Annotated in this window: 20 protein-coding genes; 11 read left to right on the plus strand and 9 right to left on the minus strand. The window is 37.3% G+C overall.

Features of this window, described 5'->3' with window-relative positions:
* Window positions 1-41 precede the first annotated feature (41 nt).
* Window positions 42-524, plus strand: coding sequence for a DNA N-6-adenine-methyltransferase (locus tag AC1W31_RS13190; RefSeq protein WP_481734924.1), 483 nt, complete (start codon window positions 42-44; stop codon window positions 522-524).
* Here AC1W31_RS13190 and AC1W31_RS13195 read toward each other — a convergent pair.
* From AC1W31_RS13195 to AC1W31_RS13215, 5 genes are all read right to left on the minus strand, one after another.
* The gene (locus tag AC1W31_RS13195; RefSeq protein WP_481734925.1) at window positions 519-722 is read right to left on the minus strand and encodes a hypothetical protein; all 204 of its coding nucleotides are present in this window, start codon (window positions 720-722) and stop codon (window positions 519-521) included. The genes AC1W31_RS13190 and AC1W31_RS13195 overlap by 6 nt on opposite strands.
* Window positions 719-1,498 (minus strand): DpnI domain-containing protein, encoded by a 780-nt coding sequence (locus AC1W31_RS13200; RefSeq protein WP_481734926.1) that lies wholly within the window; start codon window positions 1,496-1,498, stop codon window positions 719-721. The genes AC1W31_RS13195 and AC1W31_RS13200 overlap by 4 nt, the downstream gene beginning before the upstream one ends.
* A gap of 396 nt (window positions 1,499-1,894) precedes the next feature.
* A complete protein-coding gene (locus AC1W31_RS13205; RefSeq protein ID WP_481734927.1) occupies window positions 1,895-3,607 on the minus strand; it encodes a GMC oxidoreductase in 1,713 nt (570 codons plus the stop codon).
* Window positions 3,608-3,874: 267 nt separating this feature from the next.
* Complete coding sequence (locus AC1W31_RS13210; protein ID WP_481734928.1) at window positions 3,875-4,042, minus strand: four helix bundle protein; 168 nt, start codon at window positions 4,040-4,042, stop codon at window positions 3,875-3,877.
* A 93-nt stretch (window positions 4,043-4,135) separates the two neighbouring features.
* Entirely contained in the window at window positions 4,136-4,666 is a 531-nt protein-coding gene (locus AC1W31_RS13215; protein WP_481734929.1) for a gluconate 2-dehydrogenase subunit 3 family protein, read from the minus strand.
* 187 nt (window positions 4,667-4,853) lie between these two features.
* Here AC1W31_RS13215 and AC1W31_RS13220 point away from each other — a divergent pair, with 187 nt between their 5' ends.
* The 3 genes from AC1W31_RS13220 (at window position 4,854) to AC1W31_RS13230 (ending at window position 8,109) form a co-directional block, all read left to right on the plus strand.
* The gene (locus tag AC1W31_RS13220) at window positions 4,854-6,368 is read left to right on the plus strand and encodes a serine hydrolase (RefSeq protein ID WP_481734930.1); all 1,515 of its coding nucleotides are present in this window, start codon (window positions 4,854-4,856) and stop codon (window positions 6,366-6,368) included.
* A 102-nt stretch (window positions 6,369-6,470) separates the two neighbouring features.
* Window positions 6,471-7,700, plus strand: coding sequence for a sulfite oxidase (locus AC1W31_RS13225; protein ID WP_481734931.1), 1,230 nt, complete (start codon window positions 6,471-6,473; stop codon window positions 7,698-7,700).
* 10 nt (window positions 7,701-7,710) lie between these two features.
* Complete coding sequence (locus AC1W31_RS13230) at window positions 7,711-8,109, plus strand: hypothetical protein (RefSeq protein WP_481734932.1); 399 nt, start codon at window positions 7,711-7,713, stop codon at window positions 8,107-8,109.
* 110 nt (window positions 8,110-8,219) lie between these two features.
* Here the strand turns inward: AC1W31_RS13230 and AC1W31_RS13235 are convergent, their stop codons facing one another.
* The gene (locus AC1W31_RS13235) at window positions 8,220-8,573 is read right to left on the minus strand and encodes a hypothetical protein (RefSeq protein WP_481734933.1); all 354 of its coding nucleotides are present in this window, start codon (window positions 8,571-8,573) and stop codon (window positions 8,220-8,222) included.
* 188 nt (window positions 8,574-8,761) lie between these two features.
* On the opposite strand from AC1W31_RS13235, the gene AC1W31_RS13240 reads away from it, so the two are divergent.
* The 3 genes from AC1W31_RS13240 to AC1W31_RS13250 all read left to right on the plus strand — a co-directional run bounded on the left by AC1W31_RS13240 (window position 8,762) and on the right by AC1W31_RS13250 (window position 13,789).
* Window positions 8,762-10,876 carry a bifunctional aldolase/short-chain dehydrogenase gene (locus AC1W31_RS13240; protein ID WP_481734944.1) on the plus strand — a complete coding sequence of 705 codons (2,115 nt, stop codon included), beginning with the start codon at window positions 8,762-8,764 and terminating at the stop codon, window positions 10,874-10,876.
* 356 nt (window positions 10,877-11,232) lie between these two features.
* Entirely contained in the window at window positions 11,233-12,507 is a 1,275-nt protein-coding gene (locus AC1W31_RS13245; protein WP_481734934.1) for a sugar isomerase, read from the plus strand.
* 10 nt (window positions 12,508-12,517) lie between these two features.
* Complete coding sequence (locus AC1W31_RS13250) at window positions 12,518-13,789, plus strand: FGGY-family carbohydrate kinase (protein WP_481734935.1); 1,272 nt, start codon at window positions 12,518-12,520, stop codon at window positions 13,787-13,789.
* Between the two features lie 57 nt (window positions 13,790-13,846).
* On the opposite strand, the gene AC1W31_RS13255 is transcribed toward AC1W31_RS13250, so the two are convergent.
* Together AC1W31_RS13255 and AC1W31_RS13260 are read right to left on the minus strand one after the other, a co-directional pair.
* Entirely contained in the window at window positions 13,847-15,013 is a 1,167-nt protein-coding gene (locus AC1W31_RS13255) for a GlmU family protein (protein ID WP_481734936.1), read from the minus strand.
* Window positions 15,014-15,115: 102 nt separating this feature from the next.
* Window positions 15,116-15,373, minus strand: a complete 258-nt coding sequence (locus AC1W31_RS13260; protein WP_481734937.1) for a type B 50S ribosomal protein L31 — start codon at window positions 15,371-15,373, stop codon at window positions 15,116-15,118.
* Window positions 15,374-16,013: 640 nt separating this feature from the next.
* On the opposite strand from AC1W31_RS13260, the gene AC1W31_RS13265 reads away from it, so the two are divergent.
* Entirely contained in the window at window positions 16,014-18,494 is a 2,481-nt protein-coding gene (locus tag AC1W31_RS13265; protein ID WP_481734938.1) for a ribonucleoside-diphosphate reductase subunit alpha, read from the plus strand.
* Window positions 18,495-18,713: 219 nt separating this feature from the next.
* Here the strand turns inward: AC1W31_RS13265 and gyrB are convergent, their stop codons facing one another.
* Entirely contained in the window at window positions 18,714-20,675 is a 1,962-nt protein-coding gene (gyrB, locus tag AC1W31_RS13270; protein ID WP_481734939.1) for a DNA topoisomerase (ATP-hydrolyzing) subunit B, read from the minus strand.
* Between the two features lie 457 nt (window positions 20,676-21,132).
* Between gyrB and AC1W31_RS13275 the strand changes: the two genes are divergently transcribed.
* The 3 genes from AC1W31_RS13275 to AC1W31_RS13285 all read left to right on the plus strand — a co-directional run.
* Window positions 21,133-22,101 carry a WaaS/CpsH family glycosyltransferase gene (locus AC1W31_RS13275; RefSeq protein ID WP_481734940.1) on the plus strand — a complete coding sequence of 323 codons (969 nt, stop codon included), beginning with the start codon at window positions 21,133-21,135 and terminating at the stop codon, window positions 22,099-22,101.
* On the plus strand, window positions 22,098-22,973 hold the full coding sequence (locus tag AC1W31_RS13280) for a hypothetical protein (RefSeq protein ID WP_481734941.1): 876 nt from the start codon (window positions 22,098-22,100) through the stop codon (window positions 22,971-22,973). The genes AC1W31_RS13275 and AC1W31_RS13280 overlap by 4 nt, the downstream gene beginning before the upstream one ends.
* A 9-nt stretch (window positions 22,974-22,982) precedes the next feature.
* On the plus strand, window positions 22,983-23,623 hold a 641-nt coding region (locus AC1W31_RS13285), incomplete at its 3' end, for a glycosyltransferase family 39 protein (protein WP_481734942.1).

Consider the following 23,623-nt stretch of genomic DNA (forward strand, 5'->3'; position numbering starts at 1 on the left):
TTATTTAAAAGTTTGATCTAATATTTGCAAAAAAATAATAGATGAATACTTCTTTTGAGCGTTGCGAAAATACCAAAGTTGAATGGCTTACACCTCCCGAATTAGTTAAAAAGTTGGGGGATTTTGATTTAGACCCATGTTGTCCTGTTAATGCTCCATTTTTACACGCAGAACATAATTTTACAGTTGAAGATGACGGTTTAGAAAAAGATTGGTTTGGTAGGGTTTTTTGTAATCCTCCTTATGGAAAAGGAATGGAATTATGGATTGAAAAATTAAAAATTCATGGAAATGGAATTACTTTAATTTTTGCAAGAACTGAGACAAAATGCTTTTTTGAACATATTTGGAATGATGCGGATGCAATTCTATTTGTTAAAGGTAGAGTGAAATTTTATCATGTTTCTGGAGTTCAAGGTGGAACATCAGGAGCTCCCAGTGTATTCATTGCTTATGGCAAAGAAAATGCGTTAGCCCTTCAAAACAGTGGTATTAGAGGTAGATTCATTAATTTGAAATCATAAAATTTCAAATAATTCAAACTCAGCCACATTGAATTGAGCATCAATAATCCAATCATTTTCAATCAATAATTTTCTCAATGCCTCATCTTCGGTAGAAACATTTTTAATTATACCCATGACTTGCATATTGCTTACCTTAAATGCGGGATTGGGGGCTTCCGTTTTACCTTCGTGCGTTATAATAATATATGTTTTCATGAAATTTCTACCTTTTTATAATTTCCACGACCTGTAAATTCAAGAAGTCCTTTATCTCTTAGATATTGTAATTGCTGACGTATTTTGTCTTTAATGTGATTGTTTTCTGGATGCTTTAATTTTAATTGGTTTTCAAAAGCATAAATTTGTTCAAGTGTAAAACTTTTCCTGTGAATTTTATCTATACAGTTCATAATATCCATAATCCAACCTCTTGAAGCTGTTTTTTGCCCTCTTAAAAATGAGGTACTTTGTAGCTTAATTTCTACCTTATCTTTTGGAACTTCTTTTGAATCTTTGACAATAAATATTCTCCCGCTTTCTGGAATTTTTGATAAGTCAATGTTACAACCAATCCAACCAGCTCTTTTCGCAGTTTCTGGCAATGGCTTTCTTTCAATAATTATTTCTGGTACAAAATAGTGCTTTGGAATCATCAAAAAATTACTGACACTCCAATTATTTCTATTGTAGTTCAGAAAGAAAAAACTTGGATTATTCGCTGAGTTTATTCTTGCAATCATCGTGCTATAAGTTCCATCCATGATTTTATTACCCAACTTATTCCCCGATTTACCTTTTAATTCATATTCTTCCGAACAATTTTTACAGTAAAAATCTGCTACTGGTCTATTATTTTCAAATTCGGATAAATGAAAATACCCACAATTGGGGCAAAATGAATTTTCATTAACCCAATTTTCAGTAAGAACTCTTGCAATTTGAGAATTACTTTTATACCCATCCGCTTTTTTAATATCAAGGTTTAAGTTCATAGTGGTTATTAAAGTTTCAAAACTTTTAAGAGGACTTATTTACAATAATATTTTAAGATTGAATATTGGAAAATTTTAACTTGTAAGTTGCACTCAACTCTTTTAATCGCAATAATTTCAGATAAATATGGTCAGTCTAAGGGATTTCATCTTCTTCAAAATGTCTCTTTTCATCTTCAAAAATATTTTCAATAACCTCATTAATCAAAGGTTTTAACTCAAACTTTCCTTCCAGGATGATAATGTTTTGAGAATCTATTCAAATTTCATTTTTATTCAATCATAAATTTACAGATAATCACTTTATCTATCTCCATGTAAGCCACAAGTATTTGACATAATCAAAAAAAAGCCCCTCAGAACCAAATCCAAGGGGCTTTCTAAACTCAAAAAACCTTACAAACTCAACTTCTTCAACTCCTTCACCGCAAAATCTGCGGCTCGGGCGGTGAGTGCCATATACGTTAATGATGGGTTCACACATGAGGCGGAGGTCATACAAGCACCGTCGGTCATAAATACGTTTTTCACAGCGTGTACTTGGTTGTGTGCATTCAAGACTGACGTTTTAGGGTCACGTCCCATGCGGGCAGTTCCCATTTCGTGAATTGCCATGCCTAAATACGAACCGTTGTCATATCCTTTCACGTTTTTCACGCCTGCCGATTCCAACATCTCTTTGGCATCGTTCATCATGTCGATACGCATTTTCTTTTCGTTCTCTTTCAATTCTGCATCAAAAACCACCAATGGCATTCCCCATTTATCTTTTTCGGTTTTGTGAAGGAACATTTTGTTTTCGTAATAAGGCAATGTTTCACCAAAACCACCCAATCCCATTGTCCACGGGCCGGGCGTTGTCACTTCATTTTTATAATCTGCCCCAAAACTCAATTCGGCAATGTTGCGTTGCCAGCCCTGACGGCTTCCTCCGCCTTGATACCCAAATCCACGCAAATAATCACGTTTATCAGCACCAATATTACGGTAGCGTGGCACGTAAATACCGTTGGCACGTCGTCCTGAGTAATATTTATCCAAATCTCCTTCCCACGTACCCGAGGCACCTGTACGGAAGTGATGATCCATCAAATTGTGTCCTAATTGCTCAGAATCATTACCCATTCCGTTCGGGAAACGGTGAGAAACTGAATTCAACATCAAAGCCGTTGAACCCAATGAACTACCACAAACGAAGATAATTTTAGCAAAATATTCACGATCTTGCATCGTTACGGCATCACGCACTCGCACACCCGTAGCTCGTTGTTTATTTTCGTCATACATGATTTCCGTTACCACCGAATCAGGTCTGAGGGTCAATCTTCCCGTTTTTGAAGCATAAGGCAAGGTACAAGATTGTGTACTGAAATAGGCTCCATACGGACAACCCAATGAACATTTATTGCGGTATTGACAAGCTCCACGCCCCACATCGGTTTGGGCTTTACCCGCCGCCGAAAGATTAGCAACTCGTCCCATCGTCATGTTTCTTCCCGGGAAATTCTTTTCAAGTCTTTGCTTTACTTCTTTCTCTACGCAGAACATTTCCATGGGTGGCAAGAATTCGCCATCAGGTAATTGAGCTAAGCCCAATTTCTCACCCGAAATTCCCACAATTTTTTCTACGTAAGAATACCAAGGGGCAACGTCTTTATAACGAATGGGCCAATCGGTAGCAATTCCGTCTTTAAGATTAGCTTCAAAGTCAATGTCACTCAAACGGTACGACTGACGACCCCACATAATAGATTTTCCACCGACAATATTCGGACGATACCAGTCGAAACGTTTTTCTTCTTTGTATAATGAATCCGAATCGTTCATCCAGTATTTTTCCGTCATTTCGTTGTACGGATAATCACGGGCTAATTTTGGATGAGATTCTTTTTGTTCAATCGTCAAACGACCATTGTATTTGGTTTCCCAAGGGTCTTTCATGGCGTTTTCGTAGCCCGTTATGTGTTCGAGTTGCTTGCCTTTTTCAAGCATCAAAACTCGTAAACCCTTTTCAGTTAATTCTTTGGCAGCAAAACCGCCTGATATTCCCGAGCCAATTACGATGGCATCGTAGGTCATTGCCTTTACAGCATCAATATTTAGATTCATTAGTTTGATTTCGGATTTTCGATTTCGGATTTATTTTGACTGCTTGTGTTAAATCAGTCATCTTCAATTAAATCGGTTTATTTTTTCTTATTTTCTTTTACTGTTTTGCCTGATGCAGTGAAAATAGCTACTAATTCATCGGCTTCTTTTATCAGATCTTTCAACATTAGATTCTTTTACTAATTCTGATTCAACCAATAATTCAAGCCAAAATAACGTTTTATCTGCCTCCTCTTCAACAATTCCCATTTTTGAAATAAAATCAGCTTAGGACCTTGCTCGACATGACGCTCTATAATTTGCAGCAACAGAAGTACCTGATCTAAGAACTTGTTTTCCAATTACATCTCCACTTCGACTATTTGGCAAAGTATCCACCAATTTTATAATCCTTAGAGCAAATTGTTTAGTTCTTTTCTTAAGTATTTCTTTCATATCGAATTTACTTTGATTGATTGTAGATTTTAGATTTTGGTTTTTAGTTGGATAGCTTTAAATCCGCAATCCCAAATCGAAAACCCAAAATCATTAGAGTGCCCACGCTTTTTGTCCTGATTTTAAGGGAATACAAGCTTCAAGTTTCCCTGGAATTGGTAAATAGGCCAATGCTTTTGTTGCACCAATTTCCGAAGTAAAATATCCAGTAACGGTCAATTCTTTCATTCTTTGGAAGAAAGGCTTGTCGGTAGTGGTGGCAAGTTTGACCATTTCGTTTTTCTGAGCAAGGTCTAATCCTACGAAACCTTTGCCAAATTTCGCTTGACTGTCAGCATCCAATTTTGCCAAACCCCCATAAAATTTAGCTTGGTCTTCTTTTTTGTAACAATCACGCATTACCCGTACGATAAATTTCTCAACGCCCGCTGCTTTTGCTCCTGGCGTATCCGTCGTTGGAATAATGATATCTGCTACTTCAGCAAGGAACGCTTCTTGTTCGGCTGAAACAATAATGCTAAGCCCTGTATTGGTTATTTGCCCCATTACGCCCGCCATTAGTGGGGCTGCGAGCACACCACCCATCATCAGGGCAACTCGTTGTACGGCTTCTCTACGATTCATATTGTTAATTGAATTGATTTTAAAATGTATATTCAAAAGTAAACGATATTCTGGAAATATAAGTGTTGATTTGTCGGTTTTGAAGAAAAAATTTCACTAATCCATGTAAAATCACTTCTTCACCACAATTTATGATATTTGGAAGTTTATCTTTGTGACTAAACCCGTAATTATCATAAAAGTTTAGATGAGAAAAAAACTACTAATTTTAGCCTTTTTATTCGTTGTTATTTCCCCAAATTTTGCTCAACGAAGAAGTGTAATTCCTACCCAAACGGATACCTTAAATACCATCAATGCTTTTGTGTTGGCGATGATGGCAGAATGGAAAATTCCTGCAACTTCGCTCACCATCGTGAAGGATGGAAAACCCTATTATTCATCGGCTTATGGGTTGAAAAATACCACAAAAAATCTTCCAGCTACGGTTAATACTTTATTTCCGATTGCTTCATGCACCAAGTCGTTTACAGCAAATGCTTTGGGAATTTTGGCGGATGAAGGAAAATTGGATTGGAATAAACCCATCAAAGAATATATGCCTGACTTTCAATTGTTTGACGAATTGGCAACCAATACCGTAACGGCTCGTGATATTCTTTCACATCGCACGGGTTTACCACGCCATGATTTTGTTTGGTTATTTAATAATAATGACCGTGAAAGTATTTTCAAGAACATGAAATACTTGAAACCTTCTAAAACTTTATACGCTCAGTATCAATACAATAACCTCATGTATAACGTGGCGGGCGTGTTGGTTGAACGCCTTTCGGGCAAGACTTGGGAAAACTTTGTACGAGAAAAAATATTGATTCCTTTGGAGATGAAAAGCACCGTTTTGACGTATCCAGAAATGTTTAAAAGTCCAGATTATTCCATGTCTTATAAATTGGAAAATGAACAAATGATTGAGGCAGGATTTGGCAGCAATGTAGATGCCATTGGAGCGGCGGGTGCGGTAAAATCTAATGCGTTGGATATGACCAATTGGCTTTTAATGCAATTACAAAATGGAAAATTTAACGGCAAACAGATTATTTCAGAAAAGAATTTAAAGGAAAACCATACGCCTCTTCAAGTCGTGTATCCTGCCGAAGCCAAATATCCAGAATTAGGTTTTTCATCCTACGGAATGGGTTGGAATATGAACGTTTACAGAGGCAATCAACGCCGCCAACACAATGGTTCTATTGAGGGTTTTCGTTCGCAAATGACCGTTTTTCCGAATAATAATTTGGGCATTTTTATCACGACCAATACGGGTGCGGTAGATTATAATTTTGTTAATATTATCACCAATTATATTTCAGATAATTTATTAAATATGAGCCAAGTAGATTGGAATAGTCGTTTGAAAAAAGACCGTGATGAGGCAAAATTTGAAGAAGAAAAGAAGAAAAAGGAATATAATGCTAGTCGTAAAATCGGTGCCATGATGTCGCATCCGATTGATTATTATACGGGCGTATTTGAGCATCCTGCGTATGGGCTCTTACAAATCTTCAAAACCGACAAAGGTTTACGAGCATTTTATCATAACAAACAAGTTGAACTTACGCATTTTCATTATGATTATTTTGAAGGAAATGACTTTTTGGAAGGCGTAACATTCAATTTTCTAACGAATTTGAAAGGTGATATTGATAAAATTGTGGCAACTTTCCCAAATGCTGGGGAGGTGGAGTTTAAGCGAAAATAACGGCGTTAAACATACTACAATTATATTAAAATAGTTCTTATTGAACACAAATATTTTATCTGTATTTTTACAATATTATTCATTTTCAGATTTATCTATTTTATGAAATCTATTGATAACCGTCGTGGTTTTATCCAGAAAACCGTTTTAGGAATTGCTTCTGTATTGGGCAGCGAAGTGGTTTTTGCCAAGAACATTCCAAAAGGAATGAATATTTTGGGCAAAAAAGCCTTTGTTGATTCCCTACCCGAAGGCAAACATAAAGAGATGATGCTTCTCAACGACCGACCACTAAACATCGAAACCCCTCCATACTTATTGGATGATAAGATTACGCCAGCCGACAAAATGTTTGTTAGAAATAATGGCAATCTTCCCTCAACTATTGACATAGCCAAATGGGAATTAGTAATTGAAGGCGAATCTATGAAAACTCGTAAGGTATTTACCATGAATGATTTAAAAACAAAATTCAAATCATATACGTATCAACTTACGATGGAATGTGGCGGAAATGGACGTTATGGATTCACACCACAAACCTCCGGAAATCAATGGGAAGACGGAGCCGTAAGTTGTGCAGAATGGACGGGAGTTCGCTTGCGAGATGTGTTGGAAAGTGTCGGAATTAAAGACGATGCTGTTTATATTGGGTATTATGGCAGAGATACCCATTTGAGTGGGGATATAACAAAATCATCCATTTCGAGGGGTGTTCCCATGAAAAAAGCGCTTGAAGATGAAACGCTTTTGGCTTGGTCAATGAACGGGCAAGAAATACCCTTACTTCATGGTTATCCGTTGAGATTAGTTGTGGGTGGTTGGCCCGCCTCAGCATCAGGAAAATGGCTTTCAAAAATTGCTGTTCGTAATAAGATTCATGATGGTGAAAAAATGTCGGGGCATAGCTATAAAGTTCCAATTCATCCCATTGAAGCAGGAGCAAAGTTTGATGAAAAAGACTTTAAGATTATTGAATCTATGCCTGTGAAATCCGTAATTACTTACCCAAAAACAGGAGCAATATTACAAGAAAAACAAAGTCTTAGCTTGCGTGGACACGCTTGGGCGGGAGATTTGGAAGTATCTGAAATGAATATTTCTATTGATTTTGGGGCAACTTGGCAAAAATGTATATTGGAAAAACCTAAAAATAAATTAGCTTGGCAACATTGGTCAGTAAAAATTGAGTTTCCGCAAAAGGGATATTTTGAAATTTGGGCGAAGGCAACCGATACAAAAGGAATTACTCAACCCATGGTTATTCCCGCTTGGAATCCAGGAGGTTATCTCAATAATTCGTGTCACAGAATAGCCGTAAAAATTGTATAAATAACTAATCATGAGAAATATACATAAACTTTCGATACTAATTGTCTCATCATTTTTACTGATGAGCATCGGCTTGAAACAAGAGCAACACAGACCCCTTGCAGTATCAAATAAAACGCTCGCTGATACGACCAGATACGATGAAACAACTGGATTAATTGTTTCGGAAGGGCTAAATTTAATAATTGCCCATTGCACGGCTTGTCATTCGAGTAAGTTGATAACGCAATTTCATACTGACCGAAATGGTTGGCTCGAAAAAATAAGATGGATGCAACAGAAACAAAAACTGTGGGATTTGGGTGAAGCAGAACCTAAAATTTTGGACTACCTTGCCAAGAATTATCCGCCCATCGAAAAGGTAAACAGACGTGCTAATCTGAAGAGCATCAATTGGTATAAGTTGTAGATTTTGAGCTCATTTGGAGGACTTACGCTGAGAGGCAAACCGTGTACACAACGTACAGATGGCATAAAAAAAAATTAAAAAATAATTTTATGCTATCTGCCAAATTCTGATTACTTCTTCCGCCGAAAAATATGCAAAATAAATACCTTCCCATCCTTCGTTTCTTCGTAAGAATCAACCAAGTCCCAGCCATTACGGTCTAAGAGATTAAAAATCTCCACTTTACTCTTAAAAAATAATGATTTCTTAGTTGCATCTGTCATTTCTTGTTGGCTATCGGACGAACCTTGTCCATAATCCAAAAAAGCCGAAAAACGAGTAGTCATCCATGTTTTTTGCACTTTCACGGTGATATAACTAATGTTTTTGAGTGTGTTAAGATTTTGCCCATTCACAAAAATCTGTTGTGCCTTTGTGTGATAACAAAGCATTGAAAACAATAAGATAATTAAGCTTTTTTGCATTGTTTTTTTGTTTGAATACAAGGTAATATTTTATAAAGAATTACGCAAAAATGAACAGAGAAAATATTTCAAGTCAGCATTCAGAACAAGAAATGCTGACTTATTTAACAATCTACCAACATGATAGTACAGGACGGTTTCAGTTAGCCATAAATTTAGTTTTGCATCGTTTTAATACTAAATTTCTTATGAAAACTTATAAACACGTATCATATCTTTGGGATGATACAAAAGCAGCTCAAATCAATAACGAAGTAGATTTATTTATCTACCGTTCAAATCTATTGGGAGCAGACTTACGATTGACCAATTATGGTGGTGGTAATACTTCTGTAAAAATCAGCGATAAAGACCCACTCACGGGCAATGACGTGGAAGTGATGTGGATTAAAGGCTCTGGTGGTGACATCGGAACGCTAACTAAATCTGGCTGTGCTGCTCTATATATGAAGCGTTTATTGGCACTCGAAAATGTCTATGATGGCATCGAAACGGAAGATAAAATGGTGGAATTATTCAATCATTGCATCTTTGACTTAGCCTCAAAAGCTCCTTCAATTGATACACCTTTACACGGATTTTTACCTTTCAAACACATTGACCACCTTCATCCTGACGCTGCCATTTCACTTGCCGCCGCAAAAGACGGAGCAAAAATTACCGAAGAATTATTCAACGGTGAAATCGGTTGGGTAGGCTGGCAACGTCCAGGTTTTGATTTGGGTTTACAATTACGCACTTGCCTCAACGAAGCTGCCGCAAAAGGTATCAAATTGAAAGGAATTATGTTGGGTTCACACGGACTTTTCACTTGGGGTGATACCGCTTATGAAAGTTATGTAAATACGCTGGATGTCATTGAAAAATGTGCCGAATATTTAGAATCGAATTACGCAACTATTTTTGGTGGACAAAAAATCGAGTCGCTTTCTTCGGAAGACAGAAAAGATAAAGCCGCTAAAATTGCGCCAATTTTAAGAGGATATTGTTCATCAGAACGTAAAATGATTGGACACTTTACGGACGATGCCAGAGTTTTAGAATTTACCAATTCTAACGATTTAGACAAACTTGCTCCACTCGGAACCTCTTGTCCTGACCACTTCTTACGGACAAAAATTGCTCCTTTGGTTTTAGACCCTGCTCAATTGATAATGGATAATGGGCAATTATCAATTGAAAGCCAGACTTATCTTGATGGTGTTTTTTCTAAATACCGAGAAGGCTACAAGCAATATTACGAAACTTGTAAAAAACCGAACTCTCCTGCTATGCGTGACCCAAATCCTGTGGTTATTTTATTCCCAGGCGTTGGTATGTTTACGTTTGCCAAGGATAAAACTATGGCACGTTTGGCTTCTGAATATTACATTAATGCCATCAATGTAATGAAAGGAGCTGAAGCCATTTCCGAATATACTGCATTGCCACGTCAAGAGGCTTTTGATATTGAATATTGGTTGTTGGAAGAAGCAAAATTATCTCGTATGCCTAAACCAAAAGCCCTTTCTGGAAGAGTAGCCATGGTTACGGGTTCGGCAGGTGGTATTGGAAAAGCAATCGCTAAGAAATTTGCCGAAGAGGGTGCCTGTGTAATTTTGAATGATATTAACGAAGAACGTTTGGCTACTGCCAAAGAAGAATTTGTTAAAAAATTCGGTAAAGATTCGGTAGCAACCACTTTATTAAATGTAACCAACGGACAAAGTATTACGGATGCCATGTCGGCAGCGGCTTTGGCATTTGGTGGCGTGGATATTATCGTAAACAACGCTGGAATTAGTACTTCAAAACCGATCGAGAGTCATACGATTGAAGATTGGGATAAATTGTACGACATCTTAGTAAAAGGACAATTCTTTGTAACGCAGGCAGCCGTTGAGGTAATGCGTAAACAAGGTTTTGGCGGCGATATTGTAAATATTGTGAGTAAAAACGCTTTAGTTTCTGGTCCAAATAATGCCGGTTATGGTTCAGCAAAAGCAGCTCAATTACATCTTTCAAGATTGAATGCGGCTGAATTGGGTGGCGATAAAATCAGAGTAAACGTAGTGAATCCAGATGCTGTAATTGCTGACTCAAATATTTGGGCAGGCGGATGGGCTGAAGGTCGTGCGAAGGCTTACGGAATCACAATTGAAGAATTGCCGGCGTATTACGCCAAAAGAACATTGTTGAACGAAGCCATTTTACCAGACGATATTGCCAACGCTTGTTTCGCTTTTGTGGGGGGACTTTTGAGTAAATCAACGGGCAATGTATTGAACGTTGATGGTGGTGTAGCGATGGCTTTTGTAAGGTAATTATTGGCACACGGATTTAACGGATTAGACCGCAGCGGATTTTTAAATTTTAAAATAGATTTATAGACTGAGAATTAACTTTCTCGGCTCAACTTCCCGAAAGTTTAAAACTTTCGGGAAGTTCTAATTCCAGTTAGGCTACTACTATTCGGCTACTACTAAATTTTGGCAAAAAGCCCCAAATCCGAAAAAAGATTTACGACAACGAATTGAAGAAAAATATAAAATCTTATGGAACACGGATTTAACGGATTAGACCGCAGCGGCGGACCGCACAGATAAAATAATTAAAATCCGTGCGGTCCGCCGCTGCGGTCCAATCCGTTAAATCCGTGTGCTATTAATCTCGTCAAACAATGCAACTCGAAAAATATAAAATAGATTCCCTAAACTCAGATTTAGCGGCATCACATACCAGAAAATTAGACTACTTAACATTGGAAATTGATGGCGTAGAAGCCATTATTTCAAAACTAATTGACTTCCAAATTGCCATTCCTTCTTGGGCATTGGGTACGGGTGGAACTCGTTTTGGACGTTTTCCAGGCGGAGGTGAACCTCGTAGTTTGGAAGAAAAAATTGAAGATGTTGGATTGCTCCATGCTTTAAATCAATCATCGGGAGCAATTTCTTTGCACATTCCTTGGGATATTCCACAAAATCCAATGGCTATCAAAACCCTGGCGGCTCAACACGGTTTGAAGTTTGATGCGGTCAATTCTAATACGTTCCAAGACCAAAAAGACCAAGAATTTACGTACAAGTTTGGCTCATTGCAGAATGTAAATAAAGCCATTCGTAAACAAGCTATTGAGCATAATATCGAAGTAATCGAACAAGGAATTGAATTAGGTTCTGAATCATTAACCGTTTGGTTATCAGATGGTTCATGTTTTCCTGGTCAATTAAATTTTAGAAAAGCTTATCAAAATACCTTGGAAAGTTTAGAAGAAATTTATGCCGCTTTACCCGAAAACTGGAAGTTGTTTTTGGAATACAAAGCCTTTGAACCTAATTTTTATTCAACCACGGTTGGCGATTGGGGAATGTCTTATTCTTATGTACAGAAATTAGGTAAAAAAGCATTTACTTTGGTCGATTTAGGACATCATTTACCCAATGCCAACATCGAACAAATCGTTTCATTATTATTAATGGAAGGTAAATTAGGTGGTTTCCATTTCAACGATTCAAAATACGGTGATGATGATTTGACCGCAGGTTCTATAAAACCTTATCAATTATTCCTGATTTTCAATGAGTTAATTGAAGGAATGGATGCCAGAGGAATGAATCACGCTACGGATTTAGGTTGGATGATTGACGCTTCGCACAACGTAAAAGACCCATTAGAAGACCTTTTACAGTCAGTTGAAGGCATCATGACTGCTTACGCACAAGCACTTTTGGTAGATAGAAAAGCCTTAGAAATTGCTCAAAATGAAAATGATGTAGTCCGTTGTCAAGAAATTTTGCAAGGTGCTTTTCGTACCGACGTTCGTGCGATTGTGGCAGAAGCTCGTTTGCGTTCAGGAGGCGCATTAAATCCAATACAAGTATTTAGAAATCTGAAAGTTAGAGAAAATTTAATTGGCGAAAGAGGCGCTTTGACGGTGGCAACTGGACTATAATTATTACAGGATGAAAACACCAACCATTGCCATTTTTGACATTGGCAAAACCAACAAAAAACTCTTCCTTTTCAACGAAAGCTACGAAATAGTTTTAGAAAAATCCACGCAATTCGACGAAATAACCGACGAAGATGGAGATGCTTGCGAAGATGTTGAATTATTGAGTAAGTGGGTTATTGAAACTTTTGAAGAAGTATTACAGAATCCTGATTTTGAGGTAAAAGCACTCAATTTTTCAACTTATGGTGCCAGTTTTGTCCATCTTAATGCTGAAGGAAAAGTCATTGCTCCGCTTTATAATTATTTAAAACCATATTCTGAGGAACTCAAAAAACAGTTTTATGATAATTACGGAGGCGAACATATTTTTACTCGTAAAACAGCCTCGCCAGTATTAGGAAATCTTAATTCGGGCATGGTTTTATATCGGTTGAAATACGAAAATCCTTCGTTATTTGCTCAAATTCACTATTCTTTACATTTGCCCCAGTATATCAGTTTTCTTTTTACGGGAAAATATTTTTCGGATATTACCAGCATCGGGTGTCATACAAACCTTTGGGATTTTGAACAAAATAATTATCACGAATGGCTTGCAAAAGAGGGTATTATTAAAAAATTAGCCCCGATCAATGCTGATAATTATTTGACAACTAACGAATTAACCATCGGCACGGGCTTACACGATAGTTCGGCCGCTTTGATTCCTTATTTATCTACTTTCAAAGGACAAAAATTTGTCTTGATTTCTACGGGAACTTGGTGTATTACGCTCAATCCATTCAATCATACCCCGCTTACGGATGATGAATTACAGCAAGATTGCCTCATATATATGCAATACACGGGCGAACCTGTAAAGGCATCACGCCTATTTGCGGGATATGAGCATGAGCAAATCATCAAGCAATTATCTGAACAATTCCATACGCCCTTGGATTATTATAAAGAGGTAAAATTTGACTCAAAATTGGTAGATTTTTTTGATGATCATACCTACGAGTCTGCTTATCATCAATTAATTCTGAATTTGGTAAACAAACAAATTGTTTCCTCGAAATTGGTTTTAAATGATGATTCTGTCAAGAAGTTATTTGTGGATGGCGGTTTTGGAAAGAATGAAATTTATATGAATTTACTGGCAAAAGCCTTCCCAGAAATGGAAGTTTATGCGGCCTCAGTGGCTCAAGCAACGGCTTTGGGTGCAGCTTTAGCAATTCATGAAGATTGGAGTGAGAAAGAGATTCCTCAAAATTTAATAGATTTAAAAAGTTTTTAAGATGATAAGATTTGACAACTACGAAATCGTTTCAAAAGTTGTCAAATCTCAAATTTCCTACCTTGTCAATTCAAAAACTGTCTTCATAATTGCTTCCTCTACTTTATTAAAATTTTTCCCACGGCGTTCCATTACGGCTTTTGCTACTTGATTTGCTTTTCTAAGATGGTAGGTTTTAAATTCATTTCCGCCCGCACTCCAAGAAAACGAAGGAATATGTCTCGGCTGAAAATCGGCTCCAAAAATATTACAATTCACTCCCACAACTGTTCCAGTATTGAACATCGTATTAATGCCACACTTTGAATGGTCGCCCATGATGAGCCCCGCAAACTGAATTCCGGTATTCTCAAAACGATTCGTTACGTAGCTCCAAAGTTCTACTTTTGAATAGTCATTTTTCAAGTTTGAATTATTGGTATCCGCCCCCCAATTGCACCATTCGCCAATCACCGCATTGCCCATAAATCCTTCGTGCCCTTTATTGGCATTTCCAAATAACACCGAATTGCCGATTTCTCCACCCACTTTACAAAACGGTCCAATGGTTGTATTAGGTCGCATTTTACCTCCCATATTTACTACCGACTGTTCACAAATGGCAAATGGCCCTTGAATCATTGCCCCCGCTTGTATGCGCACATCCTTACCGATATAAATATATCCGTTGGTAGCATCCAAAACAGCTGCTTTTATATCCGCTCCTTCTTCAATAAAAATCTGAGATTCGTTGTAAAAGGCGGTGAATCTATCCGTAATCGGTTGTGAAATTCTACCTTTGGTTATGCGCTCAAAATCGGCTTTTATTGCCGCTCCGTTATGCGTAAAAATATCCGTTAAATGCTTTAAAATCAATAATTCGCCTTCATAGATAAGCGTTTTTTTAAATACATCAACCGCTGGATTATATTGTTTATTTCGGTACGCAATCACTTCCGTTCCCTGCGTAAGAATAGCATTTACAGGTAAATTTTCAATTACCTTGACCAATTCAGGATTTGGACAAATGGCACCGTTAATAAAAATATTATCGTCCGAAAGGTGCATCGGATATTTTAGTTGTAAATAATCTTGGGTTTGGAAAGATACCTCGGTTTCCAGACAATCATTCCATTTTTCAGAAATTGTCTGAATCCCAATACGGATTTCGCAAACGGGACGGGTAAATGTCAAGGGTAATAACGCAGGACGAATATTTTGGTCGTCGAAGAGGATATAATTCATTTCTTAATCGGTAATATATTTCTACAAAATTACAACAAAAAAGCCTTTTAGATAACTTTAAAAGGCTTTTTTGCTTTACAAATTTCAAGTTCAGGAAAGAAACTATTCAGCAACTTCTTTCTTACCGCCGAAACGTTTGTAGAATTTATCAACACGACCCGCTGTATCAAGTAATACATTTTTACCTGTGTAAAAAGGGTGCGATTGAGAAGAAACCTCGATTTTGAATACTGGATACGTAGCTCCTTCAAATTCAGTAGTTTCAGTAGTGTTCACACATGACTGTGTTAAGAACTTGTAATCAGCCGACAAATCGTGGAAAACCACTGGCTTGTAATTTGGATGAATTTCTGGTTTCATGATGTTTTGATATGAGACGATTCCCTGCCGTCTCGTTTTGGTAATGTTAGAATTAAAAGAACTTTCTAACCAATTAACAGTTATAAGGTTGGCACTGAGTGGTGACTAAAATCGGATAAAATATTTTAACGATAAAACTTCACCACTTTCATAACTGTCCTCAAAAAGGATTGCAAAATTACGATTTTATTATGATATACAAAAATTATTTTATTGTTAAGAGTTCCATTTTTTGAAAGAAAAGTTATCCACAAAAAAAATAAAAAAAATACTTTATAATTATTCCAAGTTAAATGTCCTCTATTAGTCTGATTATCCAAAAGTTGTGTTGTACATTACGAATAGTACAAATATTAAGATGACCGTTTAAGAATTTTCTTTCGTTGTAATTACATTAATAAATTATTATCTTTGAAGTGCATATCACATAACCACCAGAGAAATCCGCTGAGTCTTTCAATCTAAAATCTATTCGTTTACCGCTACAGATTAATATAGAAAGATTACCCCCAAATTTTTTAAGCATGTCTTAAATCTGATTTAATAATAATCATTACTGTTTTTAGATATAACCATTTGGAAATTATGAATACCGCTGTTTGTTTTATTTTTTAACGATTTCCCCCAAAACCCGAGTATTATGTACGTTATCAAAAGAGATGGTAGACGAGAGTCTGTAAAGTTTGATAAGATTACCGCCAGAATCGAAAAACTTTGCTATAGTCTCGACCCCTTCTTTGTGCAGCCCTTAGATGTGGCAAAAAAAGTTATAACTGGACTTTATGATGGTGTTACCACCAGTGAATTAGATAATTTGGCGGCTGAGACGGCAGCATCAATGACCACCAAGCACCCAGATTACGCAGTGCTTGCGGCAAGAATAGCAGTATCTAATTTGCATAAAGAGACGCAAAAATCTTTTTCTGCAACGATGAAACGTTTGTTCAACTACATTGACCCAAAAACGGGTGAAAATGCAGCCTTGTTATCTAAAGAAGTTTTTGATGTCATCAAGAAAAACGCCGCTGAATTAGATGCTGCGATAATTTATGACCGTGACTTTGGCTACGACTATTTCGGTTTCAAGACTTTAGAGAAATCTTATTTGTTGAAATTGGAAGGTAAAATCGTGGAACGTCCTCAGCATATGTTAATGCGTGTTGCCGTAGGAATTCATGGGGCTGAAATTGAATCAATTATTGAGACTTATAATTTGCTTTCGGAACGTTGGTTTACGCACGCAACGCCTACTTTGTTTAATGCAGGTACGCCAAAACCTCAGATGTCTTCCTGCTTCTTATTAACGATGCAAGACGATTCTATCGAAGGAATTTATGATACGTTGAAACAATGCGCCAACATTTCGCAGTCGGCGGGGGGCATTGGTTTATCAATTCACAACATTCGTGCAACGGGTTCATACATTAAAGGAACCAACGGAACATCCAACGGAATTGTACCGATGTTACGAGTATTTAATGATACAGCTCGTTACGTAGATCAAGGTGGAGGAAAACGTAAAGGTTCTTTTGCGATTTATATTGAACCGTGGCACGCCGATATTTTTGACTTTTTATCATTAAAGAAAAATCACGGAAAAGAAGAAATGAGAGCAAGAGATTTGTTCTATGCCCTTTGGATTCCTGATTTATTCATGAAACGTGTTCGTGATAATGATACATGGTCGTTATTCTGTCCGCACGAATGTCCAGGAATGGGAGATTCGCACGGGGAAGAATTCGAGAAATTATACAATAGTTATGAATTAGCGGGTAAAGCTCGTAAAGTAGTGAAGGCTCAGGATTTATGGTTCGAGATTTTAGAATCACAAACCGAGACGGGTACCCCTTATATGTTGTTTAAAGACCACGCTAATAAGAAGTCAAATCAGAAGAATTTAGGAACCATAAAATCTTCAAACTTATGTACTGAAATTATCCAATATACTTCCAAAGATGAAGTAGCGGTGTGTAATTTAGCTTCATTAGCGTTGCCAAAATACTTAAAGACGAACGAAAGAGGCTTCTTGGTTTTTGACCACGAAGAATTATACAGAGTTACAAAAGTTGCGACCAAAAACTTAAATAAGATTATTGACCGCAATTATTATCCAGTTGCAGAAGCAAAAGTTTCAAATTTCCGTCACCGTCCGATTGGTTTAGGTGTTCAAGGATTGGCCGATGTGTTTATTTTATTGAGAATGCCTTTTGAATCTGAAGAAGCAAAGCAATTGAATAAAGAAATATTCGAGACGCTTTACTATGCAGCCATGGAGGCATCCATGGAATTAGCCACCAAAGAAGGTCCTTACGAAACTTGGGCTGGTTCACCGATTTCACAAGGTATTTTCCAGTTTGATATGTGGGGAATTACGCCTGATTCAAAACGTTGGGATTGGGAAGCCTTGCGTGTGAAAGTGAAAGAACACGGGGTACGTAACTCATTATTAGTAGCGCCGATGCCAACCGCTTCAACTTCGCAAATTTTGGGCAACAACGAATGTTTTGAACCATATACTTCTAATATTTACGCCCGTAGAGTATTGTCAGGCGAATTTGCGGTGGTAAATAAACATTTACTTCGTGACTTAGTAAAATTAGGATTGTGGAACGATTCGATGAAGAATAAATTAATTTCTGCCAACGGTTCAGTACAAAATATCAACGAAATTCCTTCTAACTTGAAGGAGTTGTACAAAACGGTTTGGGAAATTAAGCAAAAAGTAATTATTGAAATGGCTGCCGACAGAGGTGCTTACATCTGCCAGTCGCAGTCGTTGAATATACACATTCAAGACCCGAACTTTGGGAAACTAACCTCGATGCACTTCTACGCATGGGAAAAAGGCTTGAAAACTGGGATGTATTATCTCAGAACGAAAGCTGCCGCCGATGCCATCAAGTTTACAGTCGAGAAGCAAGCCGAAGTGGCAATTGAGCAAGCCAATGTTGTGCAAGAGCATGAGATGAACTACGAAACGTATGCCACGAATGCGGCAACGGCGAAGTCCTCAGCTGCCACGCTTACCATAGCTGGTTTAGACAGCGTACCAGAACAAAACTGGTCGGATATGCAATGCTCAATTGATGACCCTGATGGGTGCGAAGCCTGCGGGTCTTAATAATTTCGAGTAGTTTTTTAGAAGCCCTCAATTCTGTTTGGATTGGGGGCTTTTTTTGTTTTTTATTGGATTGATGAAAGTGTATTTGAACACCATATACTTATGTCATTGCGAGCATAGCGAAGCAATGACATAGTTTACACACACCGACAATAACAGCAGAAGGGCAAAATCTCAATGGATTTTGCCCTTCTGCATACTTTAAAATATATGTTCTATCTACACATCAATCTTCGCATATTTCGCATTTTTCTCAATAAAATCACGTCTTGGTGGCACTTCGTCACCCATCAACATTGAAAATAAATGATCGGCTTCAATGGCTGATTCAATCGTTACTTGCTTCAAAGTTCTTGTATCTGGATTCATCGTGGTTTCCCATAATTGTTCAGCGTTCATTTCTCCAAGACCTTTATAACGTTGAATTCCTACTAAATCTTCACGTCCAGCTCCTAAACGAATCACTGCTTGTTCCCGTTGAACTTCCGTCCAGCAATATTCTGCTGCTTGCCCTCTTTTCACTTGATAAAGCGGTGGTTGAGCAATATAGACATAACCGCTATCAATCAAATCTTTCATATAACGGAAGAAAAACGTTAGGATTAGGGTTCTAATGTGAGAACCATCCACGTCCGCATCCGTCATGATGATAACTTTATGGTAACGTAATTTTTCCATGTTCAACGCTCTGTCATCGCCATCTCTTCCGAAACTTACGCCCAAAGCCGTAATCATGTTCTTGATTTCTTCGCTTTCGTAAATTTTATATTCTTGGGCTTTTTCAACGTTCAAAATCTTACCTCTCAATGGCAAAATCGCTTGATACGCACGATTACGTCCTTGTTTGGCAGTTCCACCCGCTGAGTCCCCTTCTACTAAGTACAATTCACAAACCTTAGGGTCACTGTCCGAGCAATCGGCTAATTTTCCTGGCAAAGAGTTTCCGCCCAAAATGGTTTTACGCTGCACCATTTCACGTGCTTTACGAGCCGCATGACGTGCCTGAGCAGCCAAAATCACCTTTGCTACAATTTGACGGGCCTCTTTTGGATGTTCTTCTAACCACGCTTCCAACATATCCGACATCGCTCCCGAAACTGCTCCTGAAACTTCACCATTCCCTAATTTAGTTTTGGTTTGTCCTTCAAATTGTGGTTCAGCTACTTTTACGGAAATAACAGCGGTCAATCCTTCACGGAAATCATCTCCTGCAATTTCAATTTTCAACTTATCCAACGCTCCCGATTTGTCGGCGTAGTTTTTCAAAGTACGAGTTAATGCGCCACGGAAACCCGCTACGTGCGTACCGCCTTCAATGGTGTTGATGTTGTTTACATACGAAACCACATTTTCAGTATATGACGTATTATACATCATCGCCACTTCCACGGGAACCCCGTTTTTGTCGCCCTTCATAAAGATTGGGGCTTCAATTAATTTTTCACGAGTAGCATCTAAATACAAAACAAACTCGCTCAAACCACCTTCCGAGAAGAATAAATCACTTCTTGGTTCTTCTTTTTCGTCTAAATCACGAAGGTCAGTTAAATAGATTTGTATCCCTGCATTCAAAAAAGAAAGTTCTCTCAAACGTCCTGCAACGGTTTCGTATTTATATTCCGTAATGGTGAAAATGCTCTCATCGGGCTTAAAAGTAACGGTTGTTCCGTGAAGGTCGGTAGTACCAATTTCTCTTACAGCATATTGTGGAACTCCTATTTTATATTCTTGTTCAAATATTTTTCCATCACGAAAAACTGTTACTTTTAAATCGGTTGAAAGGGCATTTACGCAGGAAACACCCACCCCGTGCAAACCACCAGACACTTTATACGTATCTTTATCGAATTTACCACCAGCGTGAAGCACCGTCATAACGACTTCCAATGCTGATTTTTTCTCTTTTGTGTGCATTCCCGTTGGAATACCACGGCCATTATCTTCTACAGTAATTGAGTTATTGGTATTGATGGTTACCTTGATGGTATCGCAATGACCTGCAAGGGCTTCATCAATTGAGTTATCAACAACCTCCCAAATGAGGTGGTGAAGGCCTTTGAATCCCGTATCACCAATATACATGGACGGGCGTTTGCGGACTGCCTCCAAGCCTTCAAGGACTTGTATGTTATCGGCATCATAATTTGCTCTACTCTTATCTTCTTCTTGAAATTCTGACATATCTTTTGTTTGCGGGTTGTGGACTATTATTTAGTCTTATTCCTGATTTGTATTTTTGTTTTTGGGATTTTGTAATTTAGATTCTTGGGTTGGGTTTCCATCGAATTCTTTCTATACTAATTAAGTAAACTGTTCTTGAATTTCAGAAGACATCTTTTCATAGCCTTCATAAAACGCTTTTACTATTTAATTGACTAACAAATTATCTTCCATAATTCGTTAATTTTTGATTAAATGTAAAAATACGAAAATTCCCTCGTACCTACTAACGTTTGGGGTTTTTTGAGGTATTTTTAAGCGAAAAAATGCCTATTTTTTACCATTTGTTCTTCTAAATTTATAGACCTTGATTTTAGCTGCTTTTTTGATGACTTTTCGTAACCAACTCAGCGGAAAAAATCAATAACTCAACCAAACATCTTAACTTTGTTGTAGCGAAAAATCTAAACAAAAAAGTATGCCCAATATTTTAGTCATTGCACCCACAACCGCTAATATTTTTAAAGTCATTATAGATGGTTTTAGAAATTATGCTCCCGAAGTTCACACGGACTTTATATCTAATTTATTTCCCAGATATAAGTATAAAAGTAAGGCGGAAAGGGTGGGCAATTTTCTCTCAAAGGTGTTTCTGAATCGAAATATTAAGGAGGTTTATTACCGCAAAATTATGGAAAAAAGGTTGGCCATTCTTCCAGAAAAATATGACGTAATTTTCATCATTCGTCCCGACCTTTTAACCAACAAAGAACTCGCTATTTTAAAATCAAAAACCCCAAATTTGATTGCGTATTATTGGGATACCATGGATTTTTACCCAAGGAAAAAGAAGATTATTCACTTGTTTGATAAAGTTTATTCCTTTGATGTTCAGGATTGTAAGAAATATGGATTCGATAGATTAACTAATTTCTATTACTACGAACCAGCTCCCGAAGCCATAGATAAAACGGTTTTTTGTATTTCGCACATTGAGCGAAAACGCTATCCTTTTTTCAATCAAATGGGGAAATTTCTGGATGAAAATAACATCACTTATCGGTTCTTGACTAAGCAATCAAAAGAGAAATTGAGAAGCCCGCACATTGAGTATTTGAAGGAGTCAATCCCTTATGCGGATATGCTCAAATTATTGAACCATTACGAAATAATTTTGGACATTGCCAAACCCAATCAACACGGACTTTCATTCAGAATTTTTGAAGCTTTGGGGATGAATAAAAAGATGATTACCAACAATCGTTCAGTAATGGAATACGATTTTTATAATCCGAATAATATTTTGGTGATTGATTTTGATAATTTAATAATTCCAAAATCATTCTTTGAAACCCCTTTTCAGCCCATTGACGAGTTAATTAAACAGCAATACCATTTGCGGTCGTTTGTTAAAATAGTGGTTAGCAATATTAAGTCTCAAAAATGAACATACTTTACTTAGTTTTCGGTGAAAACCAACAAAATCATGCCCAAGCGTACTTTTCTATCTGTTCGTTCCTTGGGCAGATGGATGCTCATGACCGTGTATATGTGATGACAGATGCACCTGATTTTTATGAAAGACTGAACGGAAAGATTAAAATTTTAACAATAAATAAAACGCAATTAGACGATTGGAAAGGCACACATCAATTCTTCTGGAGAGCTAAAATCAAGGCAATTGAGCATATTTGTACACTTCACCCCAAAGAATCGGTTTTGTATTTAGACACAGATACTTTTTTATATTCAGACTTAAAAAGACTAAAATCTGACCTCGACAATCCTGTAATGCACTTGAATGAAGGAGCATTATCCGAACTGAAAAGTAAGACTGAAAAATTGATGTGGCAACAAGTTGGAAATAAGAATTTTGGAAGTGTTCAAATTCAGACTCATCATGCCATGTGGAATGCGGGTGTAGTGGGAATTCCTGAGAATAAAGGTCTGAAAATCTGTCAATTAGCTCTTGATATTTGCGATGATATGTTAGTAGCAAATGTTACCCAAAGACTAATTGAACAATTTGCTTTGGGGGTGGCTTTATCAGAAAATGGTGACATGAAACCTGCTGAAAGCTACATCGGACATTATTGGTCAAATAAAGAAGAATGGAGTATTGCTATTCAACGATTTATCATTAATTCTTCGCTTAAAAATAATAGCTTAGAAACTGATATTGAGAATATTAAACGATTTAATTTTAGTAAAATGTCCATTTTGAAACGCATTCCTAATACGCAAATTAGATTGAAAAAATTGGTAGAAAAGTGGTTTCCATCTAAAAATAAAACATTCATTACCGCCAAAACTACCTAAATCAATTCCATGACCAAATTCTTAAATAACCTCAATCTCAAAATAATCCTCTTATTAGGATTATTTTTCAGAATATTAGCCATTATTTTCTCCAAAGGATATGCCTTCACCGACGACCACTTTGAAGTCGTTGAACTTGCCCAAAATATCTTAGAAAAAGGCGTAGCCAACTCATTTTCCAATATTCCCAAAGGTGAGGCTTATATCTTCAACCTGATTTATATTGAAATTCATACGGTGATTTTTGGTTTATGCGAGAGCCTCGGTCTGTATAATCCAGAAGGTAAAATGCTGGTGGCTCGTTTGGTTCATGCACTGTTTTCGATGATTACGATTTACGTTGGTTATCGCCTCACGGAACGTCTCAGCAATCGCCCGAATGATGCCAAAATTGTGGGCTTATTATTAGCCATTTTCTGGGTTTTCCCTTTTCTTTCTGTTCGTGATTTGCGTGAATATGCCTGTATTCCGCCCATGATGTTGGGCTGTTATTATGCCTGTACCAAAGAACTTAATACAAAACAAATTTTCTTGATGGCTTGGTGGTTTACGGTGGGTTTTGTATTTCGCTATCAAATGATTTTTGTGCCATTTGTGATTGGACTTTGGTGGCTTTTTAGTAAACAAAATTGGCAAAAAGCCGTTCTCTT

Source organism: Arcicella sp. (assembly GCF_964672035.1).

Coding starts and splice junctions, on each gene's coding strand:
- AC1W31_RS13190 (WP_481734924.1), top strand. CDS start 42: ATGAATACTTCTTTTGAGCGTTGCGAAAATACCAAAGTTGAATGGCTT.
- AC1W31_RS13235 (WP_481734933.1), bottom strand. CDS start 8,573: ATGCAAAAAAGCTTAATTATCTTATTGTTTTCAATGCTTTGTTATCAC.
- AC1W31_RS13280 (WP_481734941.1), top strand. CDS start 22,098: ATGAACATACTTTACTTAGTTTTCGGTGAAAACCAACAAAATCATGCC.
- AC1W31_RS13215 (WP_481734929.1), bottom strand. CDS start 4,666: ATGAATCGTAGAGAAGCCGTACAACGAGTTGCCCTGATGATGGGTGGT.
- AC1W31_RS13240 (WP_481734944.1), top strand. CDS start 8,762: ATGAAAACTTATAAACACGTATCATATCTTTGGGATGATACAAAAGCA.
- gyrB (WP_481734939.1), bottom strand. CDS start 20,675: ATGTCAGAATTTCAAGAAGAAGATAAGAGTAGAGCAAATTATGATGCC.
- AC1W31_RS13230 (WP_481734932.1), top strand. CDS start 7,711: ATGAGAAATATACATAAACTTTCGATACTAATTGTCTCATCATTTTTA.
- AC1W31_RS13275 (WP_481734940.1), top strand. CDS start 21,133: ATGCCCAATATTTTAGTCATTGCACCCACAACCGCTAATATTTTTAAA.
- AC1W31_RS13220 (WP_481734930.1), top strand. CDS start 4,854: ATGAGAAAAAAACTACTAATTTTAGCCTTTTTATTCGTTGTTATTTCC.
- AC1W31_RS13210 (WP_481734928.1), bottom strand. CDS start 4,042: ATGAAAGAAATACTTAAGAAAAGAACTAAACAATTTGCTCTAAGGATT.
- AC1W31_RS13205 (WP_481734927.1), bottom strand. CDS start 3,607: ATGAATCTAAATATTGATGCTGTAAAGGCAATGACCTACGATGCCATC.
- AC1W31_RS13255 (WP_481734936.1), bottom strand. CDS start 15,013: ATGAATTATATCCTCTTCGACGACCAAAATATTCGTCCTGCGTTATTA.
- AC1W31_RS13250 (WP_481734935.1), top strand. CDS start 12,518: ATGAAAACACCAACCATTGCCATTTTTGACATTGGCAAAACCAACAAA.
- AC1W31_RS13245 (WP_481734934.1), top strand. CDS start 11,233: ATGCAACTCGAAAAATATAAAATAGATTCCCTAAACTCAGATTTAGCG.
- AC1W31_RS13225 (WP_481734931.1), top strand. CDS start 6,471: ATGAAATCTATTGATAACCGTCGTGGTTTTATCCAGAAAACCGTTTTA.
- AC1W31_RS13195 (WP_481734925.1), bottom strand. CDS start 722: ATGAAAACATATATTATTATAACGCACGAAGGTAAAACGGAAGCCCCC.
- AC1W31_RS13260 (WP_481734937.1), bottom strand. CDS start 15,373: ATGAAACCAGAAATTCATCCAAATTACAAGCCAGTGGTTTTCCACGAT.
- AC1W31_RS13200 (WP_481734926.1), bottom strand. CDS start 1,498: ATGAACTTAAACCTTGATATTAAAAAAGCGGATGGGTATAAAAGTAAT.
- AC1W31_RS13265 (WP_481734938.1), top strand. CDS start 16,014: ATGTACGTTATCAAAAGAGATGGTAGACGAGAGTCTGTAAAGTTTGAT.